At 41.3% G+C, this 26,658-nt stretch carries 24 protein-coding genes and 1 other RNA gene; 9 read left to right on the top strand and 16 right to left on the bottom strand.

Annotation, left to right across the window (positions count from 1 at the left end; all coding sequences use genetic code 11):
• Positions 1-19 precede the first annotated feature (19 nt).
• Both C9J48_RS17665 and C9J48_RS17660 read right to left on the bottom strand, forming a co-directional pair.
• Positions 20-346 (bottom strand): RnfH family protein, encoded by a 327-nt coding sequence (locus C9J48_RS17665; protein WP_006230751.1) that lies wholly within the window; start codon positions 344-346, stop codon positions 20-22.
• The gene (locus tag C9J48_RS17660) at positions 336-770 is read right to left on the bottom strand and encodes an SRPBCC family protein (RefSeq protein WP_006230750.1); all 435 of its coding nucleotides are present in this window, start codon (positions 768-770) and stop codon (positions 336-338) included. Before C9J48_RS17660 ends, C9J48_RS17665 begins: the two co-directional genes overlap by 11 nt.
• A gap of 232 nt (positions 771-1,002) precedes the next feature.
• Between C9J48_RS17660 and smpB the strand changes: the two genes are divergently transcribed.
• Together smpB and ssrA are read left to right on the top strand one after the other, a co-directional pair.
• Positions 1,003-1,479 carry an SsrA-binding protein SmpB gene (smpB, locus tag C9J48_RS17655; RefSeq protein ID WP_006230748.1) on the top strand — a complete coding sequence of 159 codons (477 nt, stop codon included), beginning with the start codon at positions 1,003-1,005 and terminating at the stop codon, positions 1,477-1,479.
• Positions 1,480-1,585: 106 nt separating this feature from the next.
• Positions 1,586-1,953: a transfer-messenger RNA gene (ssrA, locus tag C9J48_RS17650) on the top strand.
• 283 nt (positions 1,954-2,236) lie between these two features.
• Here the strand turns inward: ssrA and C9J48_RS17645 are convergent.
• From C9J48_RS17645 to C9J48_RS17605, 9 genes are all read right to left on the bottom strand, one after another.
• Positions 2,237-3,949 (bottom strand): DNA/RNA helicase domain-containing protein, encoded by a 1,713-nt coding sequence (locus tag C9J48_RS17645; protein ID WP_242610832.1) that lies wholly within the window; start codon positions 3,947-3,949, stop codon positions 2,237-2,239.
• A 148-nt stretch (positions 3,950-4,097) separates the two neighbouring features.
• A complete protein-coding gene (locus C9J48_RS17640; RefSeq protein ID WP_006230746.1) occupies positions 4,098-6,944 on the bottom strand; it encodes a DEAD/DEAH box helicase in 2,847 nt (948 codons plus the stop codon).
• A gap of 19 nt (positions 6,945-6,963) precedes the next feature.
• The gene (locus C9J48_RS17635; protein ID WP_006230745.1) at positions 6,964-7,356 is read right to left on the bottom strand and encodes a (deoxy)nucleoside triphosphate pyrophosphohydrolase; all 393 of its coding nucleotides are present in this window, start codon (positions 7,354-7,356) and stop codon (positions 6,964-6,966) included.
• 168 nt (positions 7,357-7,524) lie between these two features.
• The gene (locus C9J48_RS17630) at positions 7,525-9,237 is read right to left on the bottom strand and encodes a class I SAM-dependent methyltransferase (protein WP_006230744.1); all 1,713 of its coding nucleotides are present in this window, start codon (positions 9,235-9,237) and stop codon (positions 7,525-7,527) included.
• 59 nt (positions 9,238-9,296) lie between these two features.
• The gene (locus C9J48_RS17625; RefSeq protein WP_006230743.1) at positions 9,297-11,345 is read right to left on the bottom strand and encodes an ATP-binding protein; all 2,049 of its coding nucleotides are present in this window, start codon (positions 11,343-11,345) and stop codon (positions 9,297-9,299) included.
• Positions 11,335-11,643, bottom strand: coding sequence for a hypothetical protein (locus C9J48_RS17620; protein ID WP_006230742.1), 309 nt, complete (start codon positions 11,641-11,643; stop codon positions 11,335-11,337). Before C9J48_RS17620 ends, C9J48_RS17625 begins: the two co-directional genes overlap by 11 nt.
• A complete protein-coding gene (locus C9J48_RS17615) occupies positions 11,630-12,850 on the bottom strand; it encodes an EAL domain-containing response regulator (protein ID WP_006230741.1) in 1,221 nt (406 codons plus the stop codon). The genes C9J48_RS17620 and C9J48_RS17615 overlap by 14 nt, the downstream gene beginning before the upstream one ends.
• A gap of 5 nt (positions 12,851-12,855) precedes the next feature.
• Entirely contained in the window at positions 12,856-13,809 is a 954-nt protein-coding gene (locus C9J48_RS17610; protein WP_036803284.1) for a helix-turn-helix domain-containing protein, read from the bottom strand.
• A 433-nt stretch (positions 13,810-14,242) separates the two neighbouring features.
• On the bottom strand, positions 14,243-14,788 hold the full coding sequence (locus C9J48_RS17605; RefSeq protein ID WP_131541638.1) for an autotransporter outer membrane beta-barrel domain-containing protein: 546 nt from the start codon (positions 14,786-14,788) through the stop codon (positions 14,243-14,245).
• A gap of 181 nt (positions 14,789-14,969) precedes the next feature.
• On the opposite strand from C9J48_RS17605, the gene C9J48_RS17600 reads away from it, so the two are divergent.
• The gene (locus C9J48_RS17600; RefSeq protein ID WP_036803282.1) at positions 14,970-15,878 is read left to right on the top strand and encodes a LysR family transcriptional regulator; all 909 of its coding nucleotides are present in this window, start codon (positions 14,970-14,972) and stop codon (positions 15,876-15,878) included.
• Positions 15,879-15,930: 52 nt separating this feature from the next.
• On the opposite strand, the gene C9J48_RS17595 is transcribed toward C9J48_RS17600, so the two are convergent.
• Positions 15,931-17,448 carry a DUF1254 domain-containing protein gene (locus C9J48_RS17595; RefSeq protein ID WP_006230736.1) on the bottom strand — a complete coding sequence of 506 codons (1,518 nt, stop codon included), beginning with the start codon at positions 17,446-17,448 and terminating at the stop codon, positions 15,931-15,933.
• A gap of 208 nt (positions 17,449-17,656) precedes the next feature.
• Positions 17,657-18,190: a hypothetical protein gene (locus tag C9J48_RS17590; RefSeq protein WP_006230735.1), complete on the bottom strand. Its 534-nt coding sequence runs from the start codon at positions 18,188-18,190 to the stop codon at positions 17,657-17,659.
• Between the two features lie 212 nt (positions 18,191-18,402).
• On the opposite strand from C9J48_RS17590, the gene C9J48_RS17585 reads away from it, so the two are divergent.
• Entirely contained in the window at positions 18,403-19,023 is a 621-nt protein-coding gene (locus C9J48_RS17585) for a GNAT family protein (protein WP_006230734.1), read from the top strand.
• A 92-nt stretch (positions 19,024-19,115) separates the two neighbouring features.
• Here C9J48_RS17585 and C9J48_RS17580 read toward each other — a convergent pair whose 3' ends face one another.
• The 3 genes from C9J48_RS17580 to C9J48_RS17570 form a co-directional block, all read right to left on the bottom strand.
• Positions 19,116-19,727, bottom strand: a complete 612-nt coding sequence (locus tag C9J48_RS17580; RefSeq protein ID WP_006230733.1) for a hypothetical protein — start codon at positions 19,725-19,727, stop codon at positions 19,116-19,118.
• On the bottom strand, positions 19,714-20,169 hold the full coding sequence (locus C9J48_RS17575; protein ID WP_006230732.1) for a glycine zipper family protein: 456 nt from the start codon (positions 20,167-20,169) through the stop codon (positions 19,714-19,716). Before C9J48_RS17575 ends, C9J48_RS17580 begins: the two co-directional genes overlap by 14 nt.
• Positions 20,170-20,325: 156 nt before the next feature.
• Positions 20,326-21,291: a DUF4382 domain-containing protein gene (locus tag C9J48_RS17570; protein ID WP_006230731.1), complete on the bottom strand. Its 966-nt coding sequence runs from the start codon at positions 21,289-21,291 to the stop codon at positions 20,326-20,328.
• A 235-nt stretch (positions 21,292-21,526) separates the two neighbouring features.
• Between C9J48_RS17570 and C9J48_RS17565 the strand changes: the two genes are divergently transcribed.
• From C9J48_RS17565 to C9J48_RS17545, 5 genes are all read left to right on the top strand, one after another.
• The gene (locus C9J48_RS17565) at positions 21,527-22,225 is read left to right on the top strand and encodes a hypothetical protein (RefSeq protein WP_006230730.1); all 699 of its coding nucleotides are present in this window, start codon (positions 21,527-21,529) and stop codon (positions 22,223-22,225) included.
• A gap of 93 nt (positions 22,226-22,318) precedes the next feature.
• A complete protein-coding gene (locus tag C9J48_RS17560) occupies positions 22,319-23,017 on the top strand; it encodes an ABC transporter ATP-binding protein (protein ID WP_006230729.1) in 699 nt (232 codons plus the stop codon).
• The gene (locus C9J48_RS17555; RefSeq protein WP_006230728.1) at positions 23,005-24,339 is read left to right on the top strand and encodes an ABC transporter permease; all 1,335 of its coding nucleotides are present in this window, start codon (positions 23,005-23,007) and stop codon (positions 24,337-24,339) included. Before C9J48_RS17560 ends, C9J48_RS17555 begins: the two co-directional genes overlap by 13 nt.
• On the top strand, positions 24,332-25,228 hold the full coding sequence (locus C9J48_RS17550) for an outer membrane lipoprotein-sorting protein (protein ID WP_006230727.1): 897 nt from the start codon (positions 24,332-24,334) through the stop codon (positions 25,226-25,228). The genes C9J48_RS17555 and C9J48_RS17550 overlap by 8 nt, the downstream gene beginning before the upstream one ends.
• Positions 25,228-26,646 (top strand): hypothetical protein, encoded by a 1,419-nt coding sequence (locus tag C9J48_RS17545; protein WP_373456047.1) that lies wholly within the window; start codon positions 25,228-25,230, stop codon positions 26,644-26,646. The genes C9J48_RS17550 and C9J48_RS17545 overlap by 1 nt, the downstream gene beginning before the upstream one ends.
• The last annotated feature ends 12 nt before the right edge of the window (positions 26,647-26,658 follow it).

Genomic DNA, 26,658 nt, shown 5'->3' with positions numbered 1-26,658 from the left:
AAACCACATTACTACCGTTTTATTTCGCCTCAGATTTTGCTTTTAATGCTTCTTTCTTTGCCTGCTCGGCACGCTTACGACGGATCTCTTTCGGATCGGCCAGTAAAGGTCGATAAATCTCTATCCTATCGCCATCACGTACCGTCGCATTGAGCTTCACATTACGACTGTACACACCGATCTTGTTTTTCTTCAAATCGATCTCAGGAAACATCGCTAATATACCGGACTGCTCAATGATCTCTTGAACATCCGTTTCTGAGTTAATCGCCAGCTTGATCACTCGCTGATTATTAGGCAGAGCATATACAACCTCTACATGAATCAACTTATCATTAGAACTCATAAATTTCTTTTGCTCGCTTGGTAAAGGCACTTACCATATTGCTCGTCAAATCGCGGAACACTTTACCAAATGCCGCATCCACTAATCCGTTGGTAAATTCAAAATCCAAATTCAGCTCAATTTTACACGCTGTCGCATCAAGCTCGATGAATTTCCAACCGCCCACTAACTTCTGAAATGGGCCATCAACCAACTGCATGTCGATGGTATTAAAATCAATCAGCTGATTACGAGTCACAAACGTTTTACGTATGCCCGCTTTCGACACATCGACAGAAGCCATCATATGCTCACCAGAGCGTTCAATAATTTTAGTACCTGAACATCCAGGTAAAAACGCGGGGTAAGATTCAACATCATTAACAAGTTCAAACATTTGCTGGGCACTAAACGGTACAAGTGCAGAGCGACTGATCTGAGGCATAGATTCTCCTTAAGCTTCACAAACCCCTCACGCATAGATTTTACAGCGATAAAATCAAAATCTATGCGAAGAAGTGGCTCAATGATACCATTAGTCGGTAAACAGCCAAAATCAGAGCGAATACAGTTAAACTTTCAACGACATAACAACGTAGAAACCTGTATTACACTCTACTCGACCAAACTGATGAACATCTGTTTTGGGAATAGCAACATAAAGAAATGGATACCCCATGGCTAAAAAACCGAATAAGTCAGATAACACCATTGCCAAAAACCGTACCGCCAGACACGAATTTGCCATCCAAGATGATTATGAAGCCGGGCTTCAACTACAAGGCTGGGAAGTAAAAGCAATTCGTAACGGTAAAGTAAACATCGCCGAAAGCTATGTGTTTCTGCGTGATGGTGAAGCATTTATTTCAGGTGTAACAATCACACCACTGAATGCGGCATCAACCCACGTTGTTGCCGATCCAACGCGTACTCGTAAACTATTATTGAACCGTAAAGAAATCGATAAGCTACTGGGTGCGGTAAACCGTGAAGGTCAAACTATCGTTGCATTATCTATGTACTGGAAGGCATCTTGGGTTAAACTAAAGATAGGTACAGCACGTGGTAAAAAGCTGCATGATAAGCGCGCAGATTCTAAGAGCCGAGACTGGGCTCGTGATAAGCAGCGCATCATGAAACACAGCACACGATAGTAATAAAAACGTAAACTGATGGATTTTCATACACATCCACCACGTTCAATAGTAATTTCGTTGACGTGAAAGATTTATATGCTACTATCCATCTCGAAACACCTCTGGGGCTGATTCAGGATTCGACAGGATCAAGAAGGCTTGTGGAGCATGCCGTGGGGCGGTTGGCCACGTAAAAAGCCGCAAAAAAATAGTCGCAAACGACGAAAACTTCGCACTAGCAGCTTAATAACCTGCTAGCGCACTTCTACCCTAGCTTCCGCTTGTAAGACGGGGAATCATAGAAGTTCAAACCCAAACGAGATAGCGAGGGAACCTTTGACTAGAGAGGTGAACCGCGAAATAGAATTCTGGTATGTATTTACATGGCGTGTCTGTTCGCAGTGTACTTACGAGAATAAAGATAGACTAAGCATGTAGCGCCTATGGTTGGATTGCTCTTGGACGCGGGTTCAAATCCCGCCAGCTCCACCAAACGTTTGGAAAAGGACACCTTCGGGTGTCCTTTTTTGTATCTATAGCATAGTTATTACTTTAGCTCATCTTCATCCCAGCTCCCCTCAAAGCACTCGCACCTTCCTAAATTTTATTACTCAATCATTTACCCTAAATCCATTGGATAAATAAAAATGGTAAAGACAACTACTCCACTAACTGATAAAAAAGTAAAAAGACTATAGATTCAGGTAAAGAGAAGATTTTAGTGGCATCGTTAGTTTGGCCATAAATAACTTCAAGTCTAAAGCATATTGGTCAACTAAAGTTGTTGTGCGCCTGCACGGGTAAAGTAGGTATACAGCTCGTTGAATTTATAATCTTGAGGTAGGTAAATAATAACGCCGTCTCTTCCCCTGGTCATAAGAACCCTGTAGCTGTTCTTTTTTATCTGGTATGGGTTATTTACATTTCTGTTGCCCTTAAGCAACTCCCAGCTACCGTTGCTGTAAAGGAAGTCATCCCCCCAACTCAAGATAGGCATATCAAGTTCTAAGCCTTGGCATTCGAACTCACTTACGACTCTGTTAAAACTACAGCACGATGCTTTAGATATGGTGCTATCATGAAACCAAGGTCCCACCGATTGTTGGGAATAAGCGATGTTACTCGATGAAGCAACTAAACCATACTTTTTGCTAGTGCCCCTGTACCTCGATTTACAATAAGACTGTGCTTTGCGCAAATCTCTTGTTATGTAAATGCTGAACCCTTCTTGTATGGTTTGATGAGCTAGCTCAGGCTCGACTTTGTTTTCTAAAACACTCTTTACCCACCTAGGATATAAACTCGCGGCGTGAGTTCGCAACGACTCATCTAAGTTGAGAAGTTCGTTAGTTCTAATTCTTCTTTCATCCATACCAGAAAAATATTTTTTGAGCTCTGGGGGACAGAAAATAACCCACGATTTTTTGCTCTTTTGTAGGGCATCATTCCACAGTGATATTCCAGCTTCTTCACCTACGTGAATCTCTTGGCCTTCTCCAACCAATGCCAAATAGTGGCATGGTCGAGTGTCTTTATCGGCAATGCTAATAATGCATTCAGGCTCTGACTTTCTATATTTTTTGTTCTTTTTTAAGTCCCATGCTCGCTGCGCTTCATCAAATACCACGATATTAGTATGAGCTTGTTTGTGATTATTCGTGTATTCACTCTTAAAGTTCTTTAAGTGGTTTACAAATGTGTTGTTTTGTAATGCATACTGCAGCACATCAACTAGAGGTCCGTTTCCAGATAAGAATTGTCCTTTTTTGTTTCGGTGAACAAACTCTAGCCCTAGTAATGTTTTTCCTGCGCCAGGAACACCGGTAACAAGCGTTAATACATTTGATTGGCTCTTGTTCCCTTTCTTCTCGACCTTGCCTTCAACCCAATTCGTAACCTTATCGAGCTCGTTTAGAGCATCATACACACCGGCACTTTTCGCTGTTTTAAGTTCTTGTATTTCATTGTTATTGAATATATCGACGGCAGCTTCAACCAACGTAGGTAGCGGGTGGTAATCTGAATCTAACCACTGATTAAGACCGACTAGCGTTTTTTCGCCGGTAAGATGAGAAGACAAAAATTCAATTAATTTGTCACAAGATAAGATATGGCTGCCATTGTCACTTTTCTTGAGCACTCCGTTAGATTTGGTTGTCACTAAACAAGCCATAATATCTAACTTTATGCTTTCTTTATGATAACCACTTATATCTCGGTAGTATCCTTTCAGCTGGTCTATGTCTGAACGAGCGAACTTATCTTTCATCTTAAATTCGAGGATAAATAATTTATTCTCGATAAGAAGAATTACATCTGGCCTACGACCGCCTTCCATAGGCAAGATATATTCAAATATAATATATCCGTCGGTGTCAGCTAACGTTGCGAGTTCACTTTGTAGGTGCTTAAAACAGTCTTGCCATGCCGATTTTTGCAAATCACCAATTTCTAGCCCAGGTAAATGGTGGTGAAAGTTTGACGTCATGGTGTGTAACCAATCGGCTTCATTCACTTTAATAAAATTGCAAATTTTACTAGCGTAGCAACTAGCCATATTTAACATCCTGTTATTTAACTTTATCCCTTAAGCTAACGCTTTGCAGGTAGGAATTTCTCGCCTTCACACCATATGATTAACTAACAGCCGTGTCCGTCACAAATTCATCGTAAACAGCTTGAGACACCTGGGTCTGTAAATTGAGCTGAAAGTTAATAGGCTTCTCACCCTCATAACTCACCACGTCACCTTTACCAATGTATACATACGGTTCAGTCACACCATCCAAGTCTTTAAATTTACGTACAAACAAATGTAACTTAATATCACTTTCTTTGTGATTGATTATCTCTCGACCCTGTTTACTTATTGGCGAGCACCCCGACGGGCTGTCCCACTGGAACTGACTTGAACTAATAAACTTATCTTTGTAGTCAATTGCACCTTCTTCTTTGTGTAGATCAACAAAGAAGAAGAAGTCATTTCCTTCTCGTAAAACACCGGTACCACGATATGAACTATGGGTTTTACGGACATTTGCCATTAAGGCGATATCCCGCATATTGTATTGTTGGTATAGCTTTAAGCTCGGTGTTCCCAACGCTTCAGAACCAAAGCTTTCAGCATAACGCTCTAGCCCGTACTCCAAAGTAGTGAGCAACCACTGTCTTGATTGTGATGCTAACTGGGTCAATTCACTAGAGCGCATCAACATTAATTCACCACCAGCATCAACCAATTCGGCTAACTTAGGCCAGGTCTTCTTTTCTCGTGAATCAAAGAAATTACCGTTGATATGGTCAAATGCATGTTTTAACGTCTCAAGATCAACAGAAACCAAATATCGTTCAATCTCATACTTAGCTTGAGTAAGAGTGATGGATTCATGAACAATCAAGTAACTCATAATGACGAATTCATGGGGTCTTTTTATTGGCAAACACCCATCGAAGTAACGCTGATACTTATCATGCAGACTATCAGCGATAAGCGGCAGTATTGAAGACTCATTCTTTTCTACTTTTGATAGGAAGTTCAGGTAAGAACGCTCCTTTTTGATATAGCGAATTGGGTCTGGTGCACCATCCACGACGTAGAAATCCATAAGATTCGGAATTCGGTTACCTAAATCGAGTTTGAAGTTAAGGTACTCTTCTTTTAGGTACTTCATTGAATTGAAATTCTCATCTTCAATCTGTCGCAAAATTTGCTCTTTACTGATGGGGTCTAACTGAATGTGAGTACAGCCCGGTATAGAAGAGAAATCCTTTTTCACTGCAACCTTCAAGCTATCTTTATCATAAAAACGACTACCACATAGGGCAATAGCCATTAGGAATGCTTTGTTATGATTACCGATAAAGTCTAATACCGTTAAGAAGGTTTTACTCTCATGCTTTCGTAAACCTCGACCTAATTGCTGAATAAATACAATCGGAGATGACGTTGGGCGAAGCATTAATACTAAATTGATTGCCGGGATATCAATCCCTTCATTGAACAGATCAACAGTAAAGATAATCTGTAATGGATCAACATCACTCGATAAACGCTTAATGGCGTTTTGGCGCTCATCACGAGAGCTTTCACTATTTAGGTAACATGCCGTAATACCGGCCTTGTTAAACTCTTCAGCCATGTATCGTGCATGCTTTACATTCACACAAAAACCGACAGCTCTACAGGTATCACCGTCATAACCGTAAAAGTCCATATTACTGACAATATGATCTACACGACGATTTGTTTGTAGTAGCTTGGCCACTGCATCAATATCATTCAGGTTTACCCCTTCATAATCGACACTTCCAGCCTCTGTTATACCGAAGTAATGAAACGGTGTAACTAAGTCTGCATCTAGCGCATCACGCAAACGAATTTCAACCGCTATGTTGTTATCGAAATTCTCATAAATAGACTGAGCATCACCGCGTTCTGGTGTCGCTGTCATACCTAACAAGAAACCCGGTTCAAAATAGGCTAAAGCTTTCTGATAAGTATCACTGCTGACGTGGTGTGCTTCGTCAATCACGATATATTCAAAGTGGTCAGGTTCGAAGTGATCCAGGTTGTTACGCAAGGTTAAGTTGGTAGCAAAAAGGTAATCGCAATCCCAGTCTTTTTGATTACCACTCAAAATACCAAATTTAGCCGGGTCTTCTCCCATTACTCGTATAAACGACTTTCTTGCATCCAGCAAAATTTCTTCACGATGAACAACAAACAACATTCGTTTTGGTGCGACTTCACGAACATCAAATGCAGCCATATACGTTTTACCACTACCAGTCGCTGCGATTGCTAAGGCTTTGCTCTCACCATGCATCCGTAATCGACGAAGATTATTCAACGCTTCAGCCTGCATTGTATTAGGCTCAATCTTAGTATCACCTAATACAAATTGCGTTGAAGTACGCGCCGGCTGAGCAAGCGTTTTTAAGAATGAACGATATTGTTCGAGCACTTCATCTGTTACGTCTACAGAGTCAGTCCAAATACTATTAAACTCATTCATTACTGTCGTCACAAATGGATCTTCAGCAGTCGCTGTAGTCGCCACATTCCACTCAACGTTACTCTTTAATGCACTTTGAGTAATGTTAGATGACCCAACGATAACCTTCGTTTCGCTCGCATATTCGAAAATATACCCTTTAGGATGAAAGCCTAAGTTTGGCTTCGTAATGAACAACTTAAGCTCTATATTTTTGAAAGTTAGGAGCTTATCTAAAGCTTTTGGATCGGTGAAGTTAAGGTATGTAGAGGTGATGACTTTACCCACGCCCCCTTTATCACCGGCTTCTTTAAGGATATCGAGCAAGATCTGTAAGCCGCTGTACGAGACAAAAGCGACGTTAATATAAAAACGCTTACAACCATGAAATGAGCCACGCAACTCATTAAAAAAGTTGTCATGCTCATTGTTTAGAACAAGATTGTTTTGAGGAGTATCAGCATTCGTTACAGATATTGCACAATTCACAGTTGGATCCTTTTGGGCCTTACTTAGCCATTAACTTTTCAACAAAAGGCACATCAGCGGCCGCCCAATCTAATTGCGGCAATTCATCAATTGATAACCATTTTGCATCTATATGTTCTGTTAGCACAATATCTCGATTTTCTACCGGACAAATGTACGCATGCATTGTGATGTGGAAATCTGGATAGGTATGATCAACAGTCATGAAGTAATCAGCTTTTGAGATACCAAGGTGTAGTTCCTCTTTCAGCTCACGAATGATCGCTTGTTCACCGGTTTCACCAGCCTCTACTTTCCCGCCTGGAAACTCGAATTTATGATGGATGTAATCAAACTTTGCAGGGCCACGCTGAACACATAAGGTTTTGCCATTATGTTGAATAATGGCTGCTACTACTTCAATACTTTTCATTTAACAGTCTACTTTGGGGGAACTGGACTAAGAGGTTTATTTTAAGGGATTTTCACGAGAAAATCAGTTTCAAAAGTTTGATGTTCAAAAGCAGAACTAAGAAAACTCCATGGCGATCCCACGCTCTAATAGACACAATATTAGGTATACAGCGTAGAGCTCATAACTTCACCACTCACCGACTAATAATCTGCTTTTGACTCCCCTTACCTGTAACCCCATAGCTTCAAATACAAGTTCAAAGTCTTGGCATTGCGGTGGAATATTTGGCAAGGTTAAAGCGGCTTCTGAAAAGAAACGTGTTTGTAGTGCGTCATCTTGCCCCCAAGCGAGATCCCACCAATCCAGAATGCGAAGTTTTGAGGCTTGTAGGCGATAAGCTGTCGGCAATTTGTCGCTCTTTTTTAGGTTCTCGCTAGCTGTTGTTGGTAGCAAATTCCATTTATCATTGTTGGGCCAATAAGCAAAAGGAAGGCAATGATCAACGTGATATTCACCTTTAAGCTTACGCCCACTCCATACACTGCGTATATCTACACTTTGCTGGCGTAATTGTTCAACCCGCTTACGTATATCCCTCGTGTCGTGGTCTTTATCTATCCACACTAAACAATCATGGTAGGTTTGCAGCGTAATATTACGTTGACGATTTAATTCAAATCGCTGCATCTCCAGTATCCATTGGTTCACAACCAGCGGCTCGATCCATAAGTTATATAGGCGGAAGCACTCCCACAAACTTTCATCTAATACAAAGCAACCAAAGCTACTTAAGAACTCACTATCGATAACTAACGAATCCAAAGATTTACGTTTTACCGTGGGAGGAATTATCTCAAATAATCGATTGTTTTTGTCACCTTGATAAATGAAGGTAACTGGACCGCTCTTAATCGTAGCCAGAGTATGAGTAAACGTTTTTTGTAGTGCTTTTGCTTCTTCCCCCAAAAACATCGCACCGATGGTTAAATCATCTGCGACTAAATGCTTCAGTTGATTCCAACCATCATCTTTAACAAATCCCAGCCCTTTGCTGCTATTTGCACTTTGCTGAATGCCTCCAACACCGCCAATATTAATATCAATTAATCGCTTAAACTGACGTATCCAATAAAGGGCGACCAAGCCGGCAGAAATCGTAACTTTGCCATCGCTACGATCAATAACAGCACCAGCATGGGCATCGGCCACACGTAATAAGGTTCTGAGTAACGCCAATTTATACGTTGCGACTTTGTTGTCGTTCACAATAATGTGCCGTACTCGTTTAAGATCGCCAGATCCGTCATCGGGCAAACTCATAACAACGGTTTGCCAATGCACACCATCGCGGTTAAATGAGTCATCACTACTACTGATATGGCGAACCAACAAAGCGCTGTTTTTAGCGAACTGCTCTAATTCTTCGACAGACACACCATAATTTCGGCGTGAATCGTTAAATTCACCGTGGCGGAGAGTGATGACAAGTCTGCCATTCGAGGCTAACAAGTTGGAGAGTTTACGAAAGGCACGCTCTCTGTGACTAGGGGCAAGATGCATCCAAACTGCGCTAACCAATATAAGGTCAAAACGCATTCCAAGATTTTCAGTTTTGCTTAATGCGGGCAGTGCGTCGTCTAACCACGTGACAGCAGCCCCTGTATATGCACTACCAACCTTACGAAAAGAGTCACAAGGTTCAAGCGCAATGATTTCACAGCCTTGTTCAGCCATCCACTTCGTATCACGCCCACTGCCAGCACCAACATCGAGAACTCTGTCGCCTTTATGCGGCCAGAATGCCTTCCAGTTTTGGTGTACCGCTTCAAATGCTAGAGAGTTGTATTGCTCACAGAGCATTGTCGTATTTTGGTCGTAAAAAGAGGTAGTCGCTGACATGAGGAAGACTTATTAATTAAACTGATTTCATCATAAATGGGATGACGTGTGATTTCTATTTAAACCATTGTACCTATAGGTAACTTTTGCTTAAGCAATTGAATATCTAACGGCTTTTGAAGAAATGCTATATCAGCAAACGTTTTAACCTTCTGGATTTCATCTTCAGTATGGGCTGATAAGATAAAATAATGCTGTTGGCGGTAGCCCTTAGCTTTCATCGATTCAATCAGCGTGAAGCCATCGGTTTCTGCTAGCATGTAGTCCATTAAGATGATTAGCTCATCGTATACGGCTTCGTCATTACACGTGACACTACTGTCACTCAGTGCTGCCATTGCAGAGAAAACCTCTCGTTCGTTTTCTGCGGTGGTAACGTCAAAGCCTTCGTCTTCAAGCATCGCCTTACATACTTCTAAGTTAAAGCGGTTATCATCCACCAGCAATACGCGCCCTTGGCGTTTAATTACCGTGCTTTGTGGTTTATGTGCTTGCTCAATAAACTGAGCAGTATGTACCTGTAACGGCCTATCATGTTGCTGCGTGGGTGCCTCTTTATCTTGCGACACAAGAAGGTGCTCTTCAGTTTCCGAACAAACGCGGTAGGGAAAGTGAAATATCACTAAGGTGCCCTTTCCTTTTCGGCTGCGGATTTTGATTGCGCCACCCACACTTTCGATCACTGTTTTACACGTATATAAGCCGATGCCAACACCTGATTTTAATGCTGTAGGCGAACTGTCATCAGTGGTAAATGGCTTACTTAACGCTTGCTGAGATGCCGCTGACATTCCTTTGCCAAAGTCTCTTACTGCAACCCGAATGAAACCATCCACTTGCGAACACACCGCGGCATTACACCGACTAGCAACATCTTTAATCACCTTAACTTTAACATCTAAAATAACAGTATCACCGCTACTGTATTTAAAGGCGTTGTTAACAAGGTTGGTGGTCAATTGAAAAAATTTGGTTGTGTCTAACAGAATGTGTGGTGGCGTCGCATCCCTAAGGTTTAGCATTAACTGTTTTTTATGGGTGCTACCAAACGCTTGGTAATAATCATCAATCTTATACAGGAACTCAATCAAATCGACTTTCTCATAATAGAGCGTCAAGCTACCTGAAGATGCTTTGGTATAAGTGAGGGTGTTTTGTGCGACACTGTTCAGCAGGTTCGCCGACCAGATAATTTTCTCTACCGTCTTTTGCCTTTGTGCATCATCGCAAGCCATATTGTTAAGCATGTTGGCATAACCCAATACGGCATTAATCGGTGTTCTGATCTCATGATTAAGGGTAGACAGTAGGGCAAACTTGGAATTTGTTTCAATACGCTGTTTATTTATATTGATCCGATGTTGTACAAGAATAAAAAATAAAACCGACAAGCTAAGACCAAGCAATGTAATCACTAAAATAAGCAAGCTTATACCTAATAACTCCCTCTTCGTCGGTACATAATCAACGGTTAAGTTAAAGCTCGTACCATATTCAGGCAGATCAATAAATTGCTCTGCATGAAAACCAAACATCTCGGTCCAGTTTTGCTCCTTATTACATCCACGATTAGATAGCGTTTTATCATTGAATGTAACGCGAGCACACACATCGCTATACTGATCTAAACGCTGCTGGATCTCTTGATGAGACACTGCGTAAACGATATAGGGCATTTTAGGTGCATCAATTTTCATCACTATTGATGAAAAATTGTCGATTATGAAAGTGATGTTACCGTTCTCATCTGTTGCTGCTTTACCTTTTTCTATCGCAGATTTAAATGCGGAATCAGATATTAGCACTGGCGTTAAATCCGGATTCAGAGTGAAACCAACTGCCGATTTAATTTTTAATAAATTTTTGGCAAACCGCGAAAACTCCACTTCAGATATCTCATCAGAAGCGTTAAAAAGTGCACGTAATGCATCCGTAATAATACGGTGCTGAATCAACGTATCTCTTGAGGAATCTAATACAATATCAGATTTATATTGATACTGTTTATCTAGCTCATTCTGAAAATAATTCCATAATGCGGTATTAATCAGCGTCGTAACAACGAAACCTATCAACAGCACAATACAAGCAACCCGACTAAATCTCACTTGCAATATCATTTAGTAGTTGTTGTAAAGTAAGGGTATTAGCAGTCAATTCTCTCTTGGTATCTCTTGCTAACTTAATCATGTCATTTTCAATATTCAGGTAACGACAAATCCCTTTAAGCTTGTGCTGCAGAGCCAAAAGCTCAACACTCTGTGTACTGTCTAACGCCACCGTTTGAGTGAACAGCATATCAAGCTCTTCTGTTAACACGTTATGCAGATGTCGTTTGTTCTCTTCAGAATAGTGATTAAAGAATGACATTAATTTGGCATGGATACATGGGCTAGTGGTTAGCATTTTGAACCTCACCTTGACGGTTATAGTCATTTACCCACGTCATTAAATAACGCCCTTCTATTGGTGGGCTAAAGTAATACCCTTGCGCAGTATGGCAACCTAATAGCTGTAATCGATTCAGTACGCCTAACGTTTCTACCCCTTCTGCAACCACTTTAACATTGAGTTTTTTCGCTAAAGCAATCGTGGATTCAACAATGGCTTGATGCTGAAGGTTGGAGTCGAGATCCGAAACAAAGTCTTTATCTATTTTGATTTCTTCAAACGGAATACTGTCAAGCCTATCGAAGGTGGAGTAGCTTTTACCAAAATCATCAAGAGAGATCGGAATATCATTAATGATCAATTTAGCAATAGCTTGCAAAGAACGCTCTTGATTAATAGTGTGTTGTGACTCTGTTAGCTCCAACATAAGCTGAATATCACTCGCCGCTAAATGTTTAGCAATCAAGTGATTAATGAGCTCTTCAGACAAAAGGTCGCTAGCGCTGATATTAATAGACAAACCGTACCGCTTTAACGCTGGGAACAGTTGCCAATGAGAAATCGCCTGATCAAGTACCAACTTAGTAAATTGACAATTAAGTCCAGCTTGCTCGATCAGAGGGATAAATTTATCAGGGTAGATAAAGCCGTCGCCTTGAATCGTTAACCGTGATAGCACTTCAAAGCCGATAAGCTTGTTAGATTTAATATCGACCTTTGGTTGATAACAGAGAAATAAATTATCTTCATTGAGCAAAGAAGCAATATTGGCGCTGTTACAATTGGTCTGCTCCGCTTTAGATTCCGGCACCTCATGGGCTAAAAACTGTTTAGTGTTCACTAAAGTGAGTACTTCATTAATATTTAACGGCTTTTGAAAAACCCCAATAAGATTAAGGTTAAAGCTGTTCGTTATATTACCGATCAGATCTAAGGTTCGTTGATCAGACGAGCTAACGATAACCAAAGGGATATTTTTACTTTTTGTCGTTGCCATATAATTGATGATCGCAAGGCCATCACCATTTTCCATTTTAAGATCGGTAATGATGAGATCAAATTCAGGTTCAGTATTTAATGCTGATTGTTCAAGTAACGCGATGGCTGAATTTCCGCAATCAGCCTCAAAAAAAATAAATTTTTGTAGGGGATCCACACTGGCCAATTCGCTTTTAATTGCTTCCCTAATAAACGTTTGATCGTCAACAATCAATATTTTCACGGTGGTTATCCCTTACCTTTGATATTGAGAAAGTCTACTAGCTGTTTTGGCGAGATTACGGCAAGTTTCAGTAGAAAACGGTTCGCCATCAATTCTGAGCGACTCAGCAAGAAAGAGTGTATCGCTACCGTTTTGTCTTCTAACTGTATGGTTCTCACCTTAAAGGCATCTAATTTTGCAGCATTAAGCTTCTTGATGAACCCTTCATCACACACACTAAAGCAAAGGTAACGTAAATTTTTTTGGTTAACGAAACGATTAATGTAGGTAGACATAATACTATTCTCTACCTCTTTCGTTGCACCAGCTGACGACAGCACTAACATCGTATCGGGCAGTTTTTTAGGGCTTCGAGTAACGATCTCATTTAAATCGCTCTTGATGTTCACCAATTCCAATACATATTGAGAAGACGTTTCGATATAGAGAGCGTGCCCTATAATCTGATCATTGAATGCATTGGCAACATGGATTTTTAAATCCTTAAGCCCATCAAACTCCGCTAGAGGCAATTTTAGAACAAGACTTGGATTATTTTCATAACGCAGAATCATTTTCAGCATGATATAAAAGCTGTCATCTTTAATATCAATGACTTGAATGTCGTAATTATCATTCGTGTAATAGGGATGAGAGGATTTGAACCGACTCTGATTCGGAATTGAAACTAATGAACTGCACTCCTCCAAAAATTGAGGATCATGGCGATAAATACTGGTCAGTTCATTATCATACAGCTCAACAATTTCAGCTTGTTTTGCTAGTGATGGAATATTAACGCTTCGCTCCCAGCGGCTCACTGTTATGGTATCAAGATTGTAGAATAGACTACTATGTTGGCGTAAATACAAACAAAGCTGTTCTTGAGATAATTCGTTACTTTGTCGCAGATGTTTCAAAAACATCGCAAAGACATTATGTTTTTTTTCTTTTGAATAAGAGCAACTTGTCGGTGTCATAACGCTTTCCATTCGTCTTGCTTAATTCTTTTAATAATCCCATATACTGTTCTCTATCGATACCATCGATACGCTTTGCGTATAACTCTGTATACATAATCAACATTCGATCAGGAATTTCATTGAAATACGGGTCTATTATTTATTCGTTTGCCGCAACGTCACAGACCATAATTTATTCATTAACTATCGCATTAGTATAATATGCTATGAAATTCAGCAACATTGGCAACACCGAAGCAAAAACCTCTGTCGCATGCCTACCTCGTATAAAGCGATAATTATTCCTGAGATTAAGTGGCACCATAGCCACCTAACTTATCATTACCTTAGTGTTAGTTTGGTCAATAGGAAAGGCACAGTACAAGAACTTGTGAAGAAGGGCCTAATGCTCAAGGGAGGGATCACATAAGTAATAATGCAATATAAGCGATTAAAAATTATAGGTTGCCATAATTCTAGTCGCAATATGTTCGCTATCTGGTGCTACCTTATTGGCTTGCTCTGAATCTACCTTATAGAAATCAGATATAATACCGAGCGAACCAATATCAATTTTAAGCCCCAGTGTTGGCGCAAGCTGATCATGATTAACCGACTCGATGATCTCTCCTACCTCATGGTCAAAATATTCAACATCGACTTGATTATAATTAAGCCCTATTCGCGGTGTAACCGTTAGATAAGGTGCCAACTTCATCTCGTACCCCAGCGCAGTATGAATTCCCCAAGATAGCTTTCGGGTTTCATTTAAAGTGACTTCATCCTCGGTAACCGACTCCCCCACAGAGCTACTATAGCCGATAGACCAATTGATATTGGGAGCAACTTCTGCCCCCAACTCTATAGTTGCGACTTCAAGATCATCAATGAAAGTAACACCTGCGGAAATGAAAGGAGCGTCTTCATAGGTCGCAGATAGAACAGGTGAAACCGTGGGCAAGGAGCAAAGAATCAAAGCGCTAAGTCGTATTTTCAATTGAGCTACTCGTCTACGGCAAATAAGCAAAAAGATATCGCAGATAAACGTTCATTTATGACATTCATGGTTCTCATAAATGCTGCAGGCTTAAACTGAACTAACATTGATTTTGATACACTTACTTAGCGGTGACTGAGTTTTCAATGGAAACACCGATTATTAGCAAGAGGAGCTGTATTTGAAAAACACAATGGATCTGAATCTTTATCGGTTTTTGGACTTACTTCTAGAACAAAAATCGCAAGTGAAAGTGTGTCATACATTGAATATCAGCCGAGCAACATTCAATCGGCACCTTGCTGATTGTAGGGATATTTTTTCAAATGAACTGTTTATTGCGACGAAAGGTATCTATGAACCAACACTGTTTATGACACAGCTTTTGTCGATAGTGAAAGAACCATTAGACCAGTTAGAGCAAGCCCAGCAGCTATCACAATCTTTTACTGGTGATAATGTTAATTTTGATTTTGTTTTTTATGCCCCAAGCGCTTTAAGTACCTTATTAACCGTCCCTCTTTTACAAGGTTTATCTTCGCCAGAGCACCACCCTAAAATTTCGATGGTAGATTGGTCTTTAGAAGGTGTTGAACACCCTAAGTCAGGCACTTTATCCGTTGGTATTTCGGGCTACCCAAACGATGTCAGTGAACGCATTGTTGAGCGTAAAGTAGGAAGCTTAGCGCTATACCTCTATGTATCGGAATGCCACTCTTTAGCAAGTAATGCAACCATCGAGTTAACTGATTTAGAGCACATCGATACAGTACGGGTCTCGATGGGGACACTGGATGACAACTCATATTATGCAAGACTAAAGAAACAAACAGGGATAGCGTTAACACAAAAACTCACCGTTGCGTCGGTATTTTCAGCCTTGCAATGCGTAAAAGTGAGTCCCTACGCTTTTGTGTGTTTTCATATCGATGACGGTATGCTGCCTTGTGGAGTACGCCGGCATCCTATTTTATTAAATGGGCATAAAATGAGCTACGATGTCGGCATTCAATATCACCGGGCATGTTACCAGCACCCAGTGGTGAAAGAGATTGAAAAAATGATTGCAGATGCAATTGAAAGCCTTTAATGCAAAAAGCCACCAGCCAACGGCACAGTGGCTTTTAACTCACTTTATAACGTTATTCCACCAGCTCAATATCTCCTGGCTTCCAGGTTTTGTCGTACCAAGCCTCTAGTGGGCCGTAAAGCCTTAATATTGTAAACCAGCCTTTATTAGGCACGGTTTGAATCCAGTTAGCTTCTTTACCTTTCGGCGCATTGGGGCCAAAAAATAAATCAACAGAGCCATCTGCATTTTCAATAAGCTTGTCTCGCTGGTTATTCTTACTCGGCAAAGCTTGCTGTGTTTGTAACTCTGAACGCGTTTGCGGATCATAAGCCACGACAGACCAAAAGTTTTTAGCGGGCACATTAGCAGGAATATTCACCTTATAGTTTTTCCCTCCATTCAAATATTGCCCATCTTTTGACTTATCCAGTAAGGCATATTGTGATCCTTTCCCGATCATTTTCAGCGCCATTGCAGGCGTATTCACTGTCGCCATATAAAAGAAATAAGTTCGAGCATCTAAGTTACGCCCACCTTCCCCCTCATCTTTTAGCCACTGGTAATCTTTGCCTATAAAGGCTGTTTTCCAACGTCGGTCACTGTAGATATAAGCAGTGTTATCACGGGGTTGGAATATGAGCGTTCTCGCCGTTGCATTGCCTATCGCAACACCATCTCGCAATAGCTTCTGCATGCGTTCATCGGGGTTGAATGATTTGCCCTTCTGGATACCAATGCTGGACATCATGCCTCTTATTTCCGGATCAAGAAACGAGATAGGTTCTTTATCTAATACCGTTTTCAGCTCATCATAGAAATGTTCATCGTTCGCATGAATCGTATTAAATTCTTTACCGCTGCCAGAAATAAACGTCATTGGGGGCTGCTCGTTTACCTGCGCCAATGGATAGATTTTTAATTTTTCCTTGTAAGCTTTTACTGCCGCATCTGTTTTTCCGTCTTTTAAGAATCCACGAGCAATAAACCAGTTTACGTAGCTAGTAGATCGAGACACGAAATAGCCTTCAGGCACTTCACCTTGATAGTCGGGCGGCAAGATTAAATACTTACCGCCTTTCCCTTTATCAGGACCAACAATGCCCAGATCCGTTACAAAGCGAAAGAATGCATCATTTACTGTGGTTGGCCCCATGCCAGCAGGCACTTCAATAACAGTAGGACCATCACGTTCTAGATCTAAAAATGCTGATGCATAAACAGTATCGGTATTCCCCGTCAAAAAGAGGGGGTTCGAATCCATCAGCCTATCAAACACCACAACTTGGTTAGACATGGTCGCCCCAAGAGAAACATGCCCCACCCTCAATGCCTCAATGGACGCCATAGGAATAGCATTAAGAAATACTTCAGTCGCTCGTATGGTATCTAAGTTGTCATAAATTTTTTGACTGGTTTCAATACTTGGCATGCCGTCGTCAAATTTCAACTGGCCAATGCTTGTCTCGACAATTTGGTTCGTCATTATGTTTGTCGGAATATCAGTATTGTAATTCGGCGTTGAATAGACTTGGCCTGAAATAAGAAAACTGGTCAGTATTACGATTGTTTTCAATTTTGATTTCAACATAATTTCACCTTTATATTTGTTCCGATAAGGCTAATTTAGACTAGTTCATGAAACATATCTGATATAGGGAAAGCTCAAATTTGAGAGGGTTTTAAAGATGCTCTTTAAATAAAAAACACCACGTTTCACTAGCAAAATAATAGTGACGTGGTGCTCTTATTCGATACTTTTGCCGATGTTAATTAATCACCGTTACTAGGTACTGTAATTAGAAATTAAAGCTTGCGGTAACACGCACCACATCTTCTTCAAACGACTGGTAGCCACCACTGCCATCTGGTATTTGCGCTGAATCATTGATCTGGCCATAGTCTACCGTCATGCCTATCATGCGCCAATTGACCGTCGCACCGACAGAGGCGTAGACATTGTCGATATTAATATCAGATGAGGCTTGATCCTCAAACTGGACATCTGCATTAAAGTAATTGATGCCAATTTTAGGAATAATATCGAACTCCGCGACTTCAAATTTATAGCCAACATTCGAATATAATCCCCATGCATCCTGGGAGTTTGGTGATGGAAGGCCGTCAATCGCTTGAGTGCCAAGCATAAAACCGCCCCCAACTACGATATTATTGGCGACTTCATAACTATACCCAAAGGTAGCGAGCTCTTGATCACCGATGAATGTCGCACCGGCCTCAATAGCATGGTTACGATCTTTGGCATAGGCAGTCGTTACTACACAAAGACTAGATGCAGCCAGTACAGCAACGGTTAAGGACGTTTTTTTCATGGTTATACTTTCTCATATGGTTGAATATTAATGAGAATGTTAATGCAAAAAATCAGTCTATTTTGAGCACTATTAATATCAAATTTGAGCTGACCGCACCCTGACAATACTTACCTGAAGTCTCTATAACGTTATTCATTGATCTTCTGTAGTCAGATTCCTATTTTTCTTATGCTATCTTTAACAAGTAATTAAAACATAAGGAGATCAAAATGGAATTTGATTGGGTGGAATGGTTTGGCTATCTCGCATCACTGGTTGTATTAGTGTCTTTGACGATGACTTCTATCGTAAAGCTAAGGGTGATCAACTTTACAGGTTGCTTACTTTTCGCCGCTTTTGCGTACTTTATCGATTCACTTCCAACCATGTTAATGAATCTTGGTATCGCGGGGATTAATGTTTACTTCCTATATAAAATTTACAGTGTTAAAGAACGCTTTAAGTTAATTACAGCCTCTACGGATTCAGAGTACTTTTTACATTTTATAGAAACGAATAAAAAAGACATCGAACTGCAAGTGTCGAATGAAGAACTGAAATTATCAAATACCGCTTTTTATATGCTGCGTAATAATAATATTGCGGGGGTGTTAGTTGGCTCTAAAGATGAAAACGGGGTGCTGAACGTTTTATTAGATTATGTTATTGAAGAGTACCGTGACTTTAAAATTGGGACTTATTATTTCGAGACGAATCCCGAGGTTATAAAGAGCCGAGGTATTAACACGCTTCATGTACGTACAAGTAATGTAGAACATCGTTCTTATCTTGAAACGGTAGGTTTTAAGCCATCAGAAGATGACCGTCAGCTGTATATTAAATTGTTATAAACCCTATTTACGTTTAGGCATAACAACAAAAGGCGTTAAAAATCGGTATAGACGGCGAGAGAATGCTGTTCTCTCGCTTGAGTATGTTGTATTTAAAAGAATGCAATTTTGTACTCTAGTTCAATCTCTTCATCTTGATCGATACCTAAACGTAAGCGATGCCGTTGATATTGATAGCCAAGAAAGGCATCAACCGCATAGTCATCATAGCCTTGCGTCCCTAGTATATAGAAGGCATCAAGCCCCAAATGGAGCCCTTTTCCTATGGTATATCTGGTATATGTACCCAAGGTTGTGATGGCTGTTGAATCTTCAGTCGTTTCATCATTAATAAAACCAAGCATCGCGACAGGGTAAAACTTGAGGCAGTCGGTAGCCTCAAGCGTTGTTACCCCACCTACGCTATAAGAACGCAAGTCAGTATTAATATCTGCCTCAGCATAAAGACCACTGCCTTCTTCCATATAGGCGTAGGTCAAACCTAATGAATTTGCCCCGTTATTCGTTTCAACTAAAAGCTGATTATTATCCCACGCAACAGATCCACTTATATCGACGTTTTGTTCGCTATTGAGTGATATACCAACCGCAGAATACACCGCAGTTGGATCACTCATATCAATATTTTCCTGTGAGTCTTCTTTCGCATAAACACTAAATATGGGTAATGACGTTAAAAGCATTACGGTGTTAATTAAGCGCATTGAAGCCTCGTTCAGACATACAGTTACGCATCACCATTTGTTGCTCTTGTTCGCTATTGGTTTGTTGCGCATTCTGTTCTGAATTTTTACTTAATCGACCACCGACTAGCCCAACAGCAGCCCCCACTTTTGCAGCGTCACTACCCGAGTTTCCTGAAATTGCACCGACGGCTGCACCTGCAGCAGCTCCTTTCGCCGCGCCTCTTACACCACTACCGTTAACAGGGTCAGCATTTGTTGCGGTAGACGCAACACTGCCTGCAAGTTGCTGACATTCTTGTGTACCCGCGAGAAGCAGATTCATATCGCCCTTTGGGTTCGAAAAAATGATGCCGTAGACTTCATCTTGAGAAGAGACAATTTGAGGTGCAGAGTCTGAAGCATTTGAATGGGATGACAGAAGGGAACACATAACGATAAGTGAAATGGACATTTTTTTCATGGCTAATAACCCTTTATTCATGGAAGTAAAAGGTATATTAGCCAGATTGTATGGTAGAAATTGAGTATCAGTAAGCTCAAAAAAGATAATGAATCTAAGGCGACCTAGAATATCAGCTTGTAACCAAGCAGATATTCTTCACATTCAATTATAAATTTAAAAGCTGACCGTTAAACCTGTTGTAGACAGTATTAGATCTTGTTGAATAGGGTCTGCAATCTCTAGTTGATCGCCGCCTATTTCAGGATGATCTTCGCTGCCATTACACACCAGTGCCAGATCATAAGTGCCGAATGGAACATAACCAACATCAAATGTGCCATTCTGAGTTAACGGATTCACATTAACAGCAACAGAAGTATATGGTTCAAATTCAGATCCTAAGTCACCGTGATCATCAGTTGAAGCTGGGTAAACGTAAACGAAGGCATCATTAATATTGTTTATATAATCATTACAGGCACTACTGCTCACAGTGCCATCGATTGCTGCAACACTTTCATTATTAACTAAGCGTACGCCACGTGGTTTTAGCTGATAGCCATTGGCATTTTGCACCATACTCTTACGCAAATCGAACTCGAGCGTATAAGCTTGTGTTGCATCCGCAACAACATCGAAACCATCTAATTTTAGCTCGCCACTGGGTACTCGAATACCTTCCACGCTATTGGTATCGGTTTCTTCCACATGGGAATACGGTGTGCCATTACTATAAGTGCCTTTTTCTAGCACTGATAGTCGCATTTGAGTGTATTTACCCGATTCCATCAGTTCATCGCTTAATACTTGTAGCGAATCATTACCTTGATATGCCATCAAGTTAATCACCATAAACTCAGGGTTACCGTTGCTATCAGAAGGAATTGTCAAACCGGGGGGTACACATTCAGGTGAGCTTTGATCAGCAGCAAAAGATGTTGTGCCCCAACTCGATTCGCCACCATTTGCGTGATGAACTGAAATCTGGTCAAAGGCAACACAGACTCGATCTAGACCATCAACAGGAGCATCAGAAAAGGCTAATGAAAAAGTACCTGTACCATTGCTATCTGACGAGTCAGAGCCACCACAACCAGCCAAAGCGGCACTCACAAGACCTACGATTACTGCTTTTTTCATTACTCACCCTCTTTATTATCGAGAGTAAAGAATAGCCTCAATTCAAATCGACTGACAGACACCAACACTCGCTACTGATAATTCTGACAGTAAAATTACATTCAAGGTGCAACTTTACCTGCTATCTACCCCACTTACCGTTTATCTGCAATACAGTCCGTTCATCGCATTGATAAGAATAGAAGCATGTTTGTCAGTAACCTTTCAGCATCAACATATGAAAAGGACAGCAACCATGACAATTCAAGCGCAGCATTCAGCTTTTTATCGCATAGATAAAATAACCCGTTATTCACTGGCCATTGTTGGCATCGTATTAAGCAGCATTGTTGTTACAGCCATAAACCCTGCGCAGGCAACCCCTTCAGTAGAGACCTTAGCACTGTATAACCAAGCAGCTTCGGGCGACGAAAGTAAAGTTGATGAAGTATATAAACAGCTGAATGACAACCTGAATAAACAAGGGGCCACCCCAGTTAATCTGGTTTATCTCGGCAGTACACAAGCGTTACAAGGCAGGGATGCTTTTCTGCCATGGAACAAAATGAAGTTCACCGAAAAAGGATTGGCAACAATAGATAAAGCGCTGAACTTATTAGGCAATCTTAATACGCCTCTCGATCAACAAGATATCGTTCAGGGCTTGCCTGAAGCTTACTTAACCCAAGCCATGGCAGCGGTGACTTATTCCCAACTGCCCGATCTCTTTAATCACTTCGAACGTGGATACGATCTGTTTATCGGTTTGCTGTCTGAACCTCAATTTGAACAACAACACTTTGCGGCAACAGCGTGGATTTATCACTACGCCATTAAAGCCTCTCTTCGTGCTAACGATCTTGAACAAGCTAACCAATGGTTACAGATCATGGAGAGTAAAGGTCCTCAACATGCCGATACCATCGCCGCAAAAGCATTAATCACTAATACCTAATATCTAATATCTACAGCCTAATCTCTAGCACCTAGCACCAGAGATGACTCGTAATAAACATGGTCAGCGAAGCCTAAGGAAAAGGGGAAAACGATGATCCGATTTAATCAAATACAAAAAACTTACCAACTAGGCAATCAATCAGTGCCTGCTTTGCAAGGTATCGACGGGCATATTCAAAAAGGTGACATGATTGCTCTATGTGGGCCTTCAGGTTCAGGAAAAAGCACCCTACTGAATATTCTTGGATTACTGGATATGGATTACCAAGGCGAAATCACGCTTGATGGAACAGCTTACCCAACAGAGCGATTAGCCGCAGCCAAAGTGCGTCGCCAAAAGCTTGGCTTTGTATTCCAACGGTTCAACTTAGTCCCAGTCATGACGGCACTTGAAAATGTCGCTTACCCGCTACACCTCAATGGATTCAGTAAACAGCAACAAGACGAACTTGCATTACAGATGTTAGAAAAAGTGGGATTGGGCGATTTTACTCAACATAGACCCGATAACCTTTCTGGCGGACAACAGCAGCGTGTCGCGATTGCTCGGGCATTGGTTCATAAGCCAACCTTGGTTATTGCTGACGAACCGACCGCGAGCCTAGACAGTCAAAGCGCTAACGTAGTGATCGATATAATGAAGCAGCTGGGGCATGAAATGAGCACCACATTTATCGTCGCGACTCATGATCCTCGCATGGCGACCCGTTGCGATAGAAGCATCGCGCTATTTGATGGACGACTTGTTAATCACGCTAGCGATATAAGGGGCATGTCATGGGCAAGTTAGCGGCACGATTACCGCACTTTCCGGTATCACTTCGGTTTGCTTGGTTGAATTTATTACGCAATGGACGACGTAGCTTGTTGTCGATCCTAATTATCGCCATTGCGGTATTCGCCCTCACCAGCGCTGGTGGCTTTGGTTTATACACCTATGAATCACTAAAAGAATCGACCGCAAGAGACACCGGACACCTAACGTTAAGTCAACCCGGCTACTTCACCCAAGATGAAGACATGCCGCTCAGCAATGGGTTGGATAACAGCCAAGCATTGATCAAACAAATTATCGCCGATGATGCCATACGCGGTATTCAACCACGTATTTACTTCAGTGGTTTAGTTTCTAATGGCAGTAAGTCGACCATATTCATGGGCACTGGTGTTAACGAGCGTGAGTTTAATATGAAAGGACCGTTCCTTGATATGAGAGCTGGTCAAACCCTGTCTGATATTACCTCTAGCCGTTATGATCCTGCCGAACCACAGGTGATGCTAGGGGTCGATTTAGCTCGCAATCTAAAAGTAAACATTGGTGATTGGGTAACATTACTTGCAACCACTAGTGACGGGGCACTTAACGCATTCGATTTCAATGTACGTGGCATCTATTCAACTGGTGTGCCTGATCTCGATAAACGCCAGCTGTACATCCATATAACAAGTGCACAAGAGTTATTAGCGAGCGACAAAGTCAGCACTTTATCCGTATTCTTATTTGAAACAGCACAAACAAATGCCGTGCAGCAACGTATTAGCGAAAAACTTCATCAGCTATCCAGCTCTTCTGACCTATTATCAAAAACATCGGACCAATTATCAAAAACGTCAGATCACTTGTCTCAGCCGATTGAAATCACCCCTTGGCAAGATCGCGCATTCTTCTACAAAAAAGTAAAAGATTTATATGACCGCATCTTCGGCATTATGGGAGCAGTAATGGGCTTGGTGGTATTCGTCGCTCTATTTAACACCATGACCATGACAGTGACGGAAAGAACTCGAGAAATCGGCACCTTATCTGCCCTTGGCAGTTACCCGTCAGAGATCATTCGAGGTTTTTTATGCGAAGCCGGATTATTAGCACTCATTGGTAGCATGTTAGGCGCGGTATCTAACGCCTTAACGTGTGTATTGTTATTATTTGTCGATGTTCAAATGCCCCCTCCGCCCGGCAGAAGTGAAGGCTACCCGCTGAATATTTATTTCTCATTTGAGCTTGTCGCGTTTACCACTTTCGGTGTGATGTTTATTTGTTTATTGGCTGCATTTTTCTCTGCACGTAAAGGCGTAAACAAACCCATTACCGAGGCATTAATTTATGTTTAATAGTTATTTTAGCCCTCACACGGCACGTCGTTTTCAATTCAACCGAACGCTGGTTTGCGCTGTTTTACTGGCACTTACATTACCTATATCGTCGTTGGTTTTGGCTAATGAAAGTATTGACCAACTTGAAGGCATAGCGCAACCTGAAAGCTTAACCCAACTTGAAAAGATTGCTCAGCCTAAACACAGAAACCAGCAAGCCGTAACAACAATGATAAGCAAAGCCGATAGCTACCGTATTCATCCCGGCGCTGCAAAAGTGGTTTCACTAGTGAAGCTTTATAAGTCAAACACGTTAGATAAAACGCGCCAGTACAATGTATATACCCGCCCTAATCGCGAGTCACTGGTGGTATTTAAATCAGCAGTGGAAGCAGGGCAAAAAATGCTGATGATTGAAGATAATTATTGGTTATTGATGCCCAAAAGCCGTCGCCCTATTCGTATTACCCCCATGCAAAAATTACTGGGTGAAGCATCCGTTGGAGATATATCAACACTCACTTGGAGTGAAGATTATCAAGGTGAATGGGTAAAATCGACATCCATCAAAACACCTAATGGCACAGAAGTAACAACCCACCAATTAAAATTGACCGCCAAAACCAAAGGGGCAAGCTATCAAACCATTGATCTGTGGTTAGACGCCAATAATGATTTCCCAATCAAAGCAGATCTGTATTTACGTTCAGGGAAAATGGCAAAACAAGCGTGGTTTACTCAAGGTTTGCGTGAAGGGGTAACCAGCGTTGTCGCCATGACTCTACTTGATAAGATCCAACCCAATAAAAAGACGATCATTGAATATCAAGCAATCTCGCGCCAGACGCTAGAAGATAAATATTACAACCCGGCGTATTTGTCTCGCAATAGTGTGTCAGAGCTATAATCATGAATAAAAATAAGGCGATTAAAGCATTCAATAACATCGGGGTTCTTATGATCCTTGTGTTACTGAATACGCCATATTCAGCCGCCAGTAATAGTAATTTATCACTACATTGGGATTGGATGATCAGTACTGAAAGCGTGCAATCAAGAAACTCGCCATTTATTCCGCCACAACCTGATAGCCGTCAAACCATTGATGGATTATTAGAAGTGGAAGTGGGATACAAACAATGGCTAGGATTGATTTCGTTTAAAACTACTGACCTATATTCAGAGACTCAAGGCGGAGCTTCAAGCTCTCTCTTAAATACTTACCAAAACACCTCTCCATACAGTGAGTCAAACAATGATCCTAGCGCTGAATTCATTATTCGAGAGCTGTATTGGCAAGGCGGTTTTTCCTTGGCGAATGAAGCTCTCGGTGAACAGTACATTGATGTCACATTGGGTAAAATTCGATTGGATTGGGGCGTAGGTTACGGTTATCGTCCGCTTGATATCATTAAGCCATATCGCAGAAATCCCGTTGGAATAGTCGCAGAAGAAGGGGCTGGCGTAGTGGCATTATCTGTTTTCGATGCGACAGGTGAATGGACGCTGCTTTACACCGATTCATCATGGACATCGCAATCACTTAATGACCTAGAGCTGCAATCTCAACAACAAGGCATTGGCGTTCGCCACTATGGGATGCAGGGCGAACAAGAATACCAATGGCTGGCTTACTATGACGATGTACGCCATGGATTAATCGGTGGCAGCATGGTGTCTGTATTAGATCTCGCTTGGGAATTTCATGGCTCTGCCACTTACCAACATCAAAGCCTAGGTTATGAACTACCAAATTCGAGCCAGCACCCCGTTGTTTTAGGTGAGCAAGGTAACGCTTTTCAAACCCTATTGGGGTTAACGTGGGCTAATGAAGTGGGCAATAGTATTATTTTAGAGTACTGGTATGACAGCCGAGCTTGGACTTCATCGCAATGGCAAGAAGCGATCGATACCACCACCAGCTTAAATAAAATAGCAACACCATCGACAAGTTCAACTCAGACTGGAACATCGCAAAACACAGCATTGAGTGCATCGTATGCGCAAGGTTTCCAACATAGCAATATTGTTCAGCACAATGTGATGTTGCATTGGTCACTCAATTCAACAGCATGGGCACAATGGGATTGGAGCCGAAAAATCAATTGGATTCAACACGTAACCCCAACCTTTGATTTGCTTTACTCCCCGCAAGATAATGGGATTATTGCGACACAGTGGCTGAACTATGAATGGATAGATACTGGAAGTGCCTCTCTCAATTTGGAACTTGCAGCACGATTTTTGACTGGGCAATCAAATTCAGCTTATGCTAATTTGCCAGATCAGCATATGATTTTGCTAAACCTGAAAGGGCGATTCTAATGAGCAATATAC

It is taken from the genome of Photobacterium profundum (genome assembly GCF_003026285.1).
GTDB lineage: Bacteria > Pseudomonadota > Gammaproteobacteria > Enterobacterales > Vibrionaceae > Photobacterium > Photobacterium profundum.
Note: the sequence above shows the minus strand (reverse complement) of the source record. Positions and strands in the feature narration are given on the sequence as shown.

Coding starts and splice junctions, on each gene's coding strand:
- C9J48_RS17665 (WP_006230751.1), bottom strand. CDS start 346: ATGAGTTCTAATGATAAGTTGATTCATGTAGAGGTTGTATATGCTCTG.
- C9J48_RS17660 (WP_006230750.1), bottom strand. CDS start 770: ATGCCTCAGATCAGTCGCTCTGCACTTGTACCGTTTAGTGCCCAGCAA.
- smpB (WP_006230748.1), top strand. CDS start 1,003: ATGGCTAAAAAACCGAATAAGTCAGATAACACCATTGCCAAAAACCGT.
- C9J48_RS17645 (WP_242610832.1), bottom strand. CDS start 3,949: ATGACGTCAAACTTTCACCACCATTTACCTGGGCTAGAAATTGGTGAT.
- C9J48_RS17635 (WP_006230745.1), bottom strand. CDS start 7,356: ATGAAAAGTATTGAAGTAGTAGCAGCCATTATTCAACATAATGGCAAA.
- C9J48_RS17630 (WP_006230744.1), bottom strand. CDS start 9,237: ATGTCAGCGACTACCTCTTTTTACGACCAAAATACGACAATGCTCTGT.
- C9J48_RS17620 (WP_006230742.1), bottom strand. CDS start 11,643: ATGCTAACCACTAGCCCATGTATCCATGCCAAATTAATGTCATTCTTT.
- C9J48_RS17610 (WP_036803284.1), bottom strand. CDS start 13,809: ATGACACCGACAAGTTGCTCTTATTCAAAAGAAAAAAAACATAATGTC.
- C9J48_RS17595 (WP_006230736.1), bottom strand. CDS start 17,448: ATGTTGAAATCAAAATTGAAAACAATCGTAATACTGACCAGTTTTCTT.
- C9J48_RS17590 (WP_006230735.1), bottom strand. CDS start 18,190: ATGAAAAAAACGTCCTTAACCGTTGCTGTACTGGCTGCATCTAGTCTT.
- C9J48_RS17585 (WP_006230734.1), top strand. CDS start 18,403: ATGGAATTTGATTGGGTGGAATGGTTTGGCTATCTCGCATCACTGGTT.
- C9J48_RS17580 (WP_006230733.1), bottom strand. CDS start 19,727: ATGCGCTTAATTAACACCGTAATGCTTTTAACGTCATTACCCATATTT.
- C9J48_RS17575 (WP_006230732.1), bottom strand. CDS start 20,169: ATGAAAAAAATGTCCATTTCACTTATCGTTATGTGTTCCCTTCTGTCA.
- C9J48_RS17570 (WP_006230731.1), bottom strand. CDS start 21,291: ATGAAAAAAGCAGTAATCGTAGGTCTTGTGAGTGCCGCTTTGGCTGGT.
- C9J48_RS17565 (WP_006230730.1), top strand. CDS start 21,527: ATGACAATTCAAGCGCAGCATTCAGCTTTTTATCGCATAGATAAAATA.
- C9J48_RS17560 (WP_006230729.1), top strand. CDS start 22,319: ATGATCCGATTTAATCAAATACAAAAAACTTACCAACTAGGCAATCAA.
- C9J48_RS17555 (WP_006230728.1), top strand. CDS start 23,005: ATGGGCAAGTTAGCGGCACGATTACCGCACTTTCCGGTATCACTTCGG.
- C9J48_RS17550 (WP_006230727.1), top strand. CDS start 24,332: ATGTTTAATAGTTATTTTAGCCCTCACACGGCACGTCGTTTTCAATTC.